The organism is Rhodovulum viride (assembly GCF_003265965.1).
In the GTDB taxonomy this organism is placed as follows: domain Bacteria; phylum Pseudomonadota; class Alphaproteobacteria; order Rhodobacterales; family Rhodobacteraceae; genus Rhodovulum; species Rhodovulum kholense.
Genome location: NZ_MUAV01000066.1, coordinates 1 through 2455 on the forward strand (window position 1 = coordinate 1; position 2455 = coordinate 2455).

A 2455-nucleotide genomic window follows, 5' to 3' on the forward strand; every position below is an offset into this window, starting at 1 on the left:
TCCCATGCCCTGACCCGGGGCGGCCGCGCCGCCCGGGAACGCATTCTGGCCGCGGCGATGGCGCTCAGCGCCCGGCAGGCCAGCCCCCGCACATCGTCACCGACCGGGCCCGCCTGCCCGGACCAGATGAAGGAGTTTCCCGATGGATAGCCCAGATCCCCTGCGCCCGGACGGGGCGCCCGCGTGATGGCCGCGCGTCGCCATCTGGCCCCGGTCGAGACCGGCGGGCTGCCGGACTACCCGATTTCCAGCGAGGACCGGCTCGATTCCCATTTCTTCGTGCAGTGGAACCTCAAGCGCTGGCGCAAGAGCGAGTTCCGCCAGCTGGCCGAGCCCGAGGTCGGCTGGTACGGCTTCCTGCTGATCTGCGAGGCGCATGACGAGACCCCGGTGGGCACGCTGCCGACCGACGAGCGGCTCCTGGCCAAGGCGCTGGGGATCACGGTCGACCGCTGGCACCAGCTTTGCGAGCGCGAGATGACGCCGCTGCATGGCTGGTCGCGGGTGCGCTGCGACAATGGCGAGATCCGGCTGGCGCATCCGGTGGTGACCGAGGTCGCGGTCGAGGCGCTGGCCAGCAGCCGCCGCAACCGGGCCGAGGCCGAACAGCGCCGCCGCAACAAGCGGCTGAAGGATCTGCGCGAGATGATCGAGAAACGGATCGGGGCCGGGCAGCTTCTGCGCGGGCCGCAATTCCTCGACCGTTTCGACGACTGGCTGGCCGAACGCTACCCCGAAACCCAGCGCCGCGAAGGCTTCATCCGCCAGGCGCTGGACGAGTTCACCGCGGAGATGGCCCGATGATCCGGTCAGGTTCGATCTGTGACATTCCGTTACCGTCACAGAATATTCCGGAACGATCACGGAAAATCACGGAACCGGACGGAAAAGTCACGGAATTTTCCGTGTTTCCGCCGGGCGATCCCCTTTTTTTGCGCCGTTTCCGTCACCGCTGAAAGGAGAGGAAACGAGAAGAAACGAGAAGAGAAAACCGGTCGCGCCGCCCCGGACGGGGGCGCGGACGGGCAAGGCGGGGCGAGGCTGAGAAGAGGGAAGCGGAGATGGACGCGAAGGAACAGGCCGAGGGCGAAAAGCGGGTGCGGGATCTGCTGATCGGGCCGCTGCTGCGGCGCGGGCTGGTGAAGCCGGGCGCGATGACCAAGGCGCAGTTCGACGAGATGCTGGCGGATCTGGCCAAGCGGCTGGCCTACATGACCCCGCCGAACCTCGCCGCGCTGGAAGAGATGGCGGCGGCCGCGCCCGGCGGCAAGGACCGCGACCGCTTCCCCATTGCCAATGCGATCCTGAAGGCGGCGGCGCAGATCCAGCCGCCCGCCGACGATGCCTCGCCGCTGATCCGGGCGGTCTTTGCCCATGCGGTCGGGCGGCAGGCGCTGGCCGAGGGCTGGGCGCCGGAGCTGCTGGACGATCTGCGCCGCACCCGGCGCTGGCCGGGCGGCTATGCGCTGGGTCAGATCCGCCAGGCCGCGGGCGAGGCGCTGCGCCGCCACGCGCATCTGGCGGGCGCGGATCCGGCCTTCCTCGATCCGGCCGAGGCCGCGTGGCTGCGCGACCGCGAGGCCCAGCTGGCCCGCTGCCGCCGCATCGCCGATCTCGCGGGGGCAGCGGCATGAGCGTCCGGGCGATCCACGGCAAGGGCGTGAACCGCGCGCGCGTGATCTGTGATGGCTGCGGGCGCGAGGAGGTGGTGACCTGCAATTACCTGCGGCGGCCGGGTCAGGCCTGGGCGCCGGACGAGGGGCAGACGAGGCGGAAGATGATCGGGCGGGGCTGGGCCGAGGTGAAAGGCAAGCTGCACTGCCCGGGCTGCGAGGCGAAACGAAAGGCGACAGGCATGACGAAGACGACGACGAAACCGGCCCCGGCGCCGGACCCGAAACCCGACGAGGCGTTGCGGCACCCGACCCGGGCGCAGAAGCGCGAGATCATGGATCTGCTGGAAGAGGTCTATGACACCGCGGCGGAACGCTACCGGCAGGGCGACACCGACGCGACGGTGGCCGAGGTGCTGGGGGTGATGCCGGGCTGGGTGGCCGAGATCCGGGATGCGTTCTTCGGGCCCGATGGCGGCAACGAGGACATCGCGGCGGCGCTCGGCCGGATGGAGGCACTGGAACGCGACATGCGGTCGGTGGCCGACGAGGCGGCGCGGCAGCGGGCGGCGGCCGAGAAGAAGCTGGCCGAGCTGTCGGTCCTGAAGGTCGATCTCGACCGGATCCGGGTGGCGGTGGGCCCGCGGGCGCTGCGCAAGGCCGGGGTCGCGGCATGACGGCGGCGGCCCGGGTCAGGGTGCCGCCCGCCTCCCGGACCCGGCGTGCGATGCCGGTGCGCGCGGCCCTCGAATGGGCCTTCGGCACCGAATGCGCCCGGCTCGACCACGACGAGATCGAGGCGGTCGGCGGCACCGGCTGGCGGTCCTATGGCATGGAATATG

Annotated in this window: 3 protein-coding genes; all 3 read left to right on the forward strand. The window is 70.9% G+C overall.

Annotation, left to right across the window (positions count from 1 at the left end):
* The first annotated feature begins 186 nt into the window (after positions 1–186).
* The 3 genes from BYZ73_RS20775 (at position 187) to BYZ73_RS20785 (ending at position 2290) form a co-directional block, all read left to right on the forward strand.
* Entirely contained in the window at positions 187–804 is a 618-nt protein-coding gene (locus tag BYZ73_RS20775; RefSeq protein ID WP_112317520.1) for a hypothetical protein, read from the forward strand.
* Positions 805–1061: 257 nt separating this feature from the next.
* Positions 1062–1634, forward strand: coding sequence for a hypothetical protein (locus BYZ73_RS20780; protein WP_112317521.1), 573 nt, complete (start codon positions 1062–1064; stop codon positions 1632–1634).
* On the forward strand, positions 1631–2290 hold the full coding sequence (locus BYZ73_RS20785; protein ID WP_112317522.1) for an LIM domain-containing protein: 660 nt from the start codon (positions 1631–1633) through the stop codon (positions 2288–2290). Before BYZ73_RS20780 ends, BYZ73_RS20785 begins: the two co-directional genes overlap by 4 nt.
* Positions 2291–2455 lie beyond the last annotated feature (165 nt).

Excerpts from the sequence above, each read along its gene's own strand:
- BYZ73_RS20775 (WP_112317520.1), top strand. The coding sequence starts at position 187 with ATGGCCGCGCGTCGCCATCTGGCCCCGGTCGAGACCGGCGGGCTGCCG.
- BYZ73_RS20780 (WP_112317521.1), top strand. The coding sequence starts at position 1,062 with ATGGACGCGAAGGAACAGGCCGAGGGCGAAAAGCGGGTGCGGGATCTG.
- BYZ73_RS20785 (WP_112317522.1), top strand. The coding sequence starts at position 1,631 with ATGAGCGTCCGGGCGATCCACGGCAAGGGCGTGAACCGCGCGCGCGTG.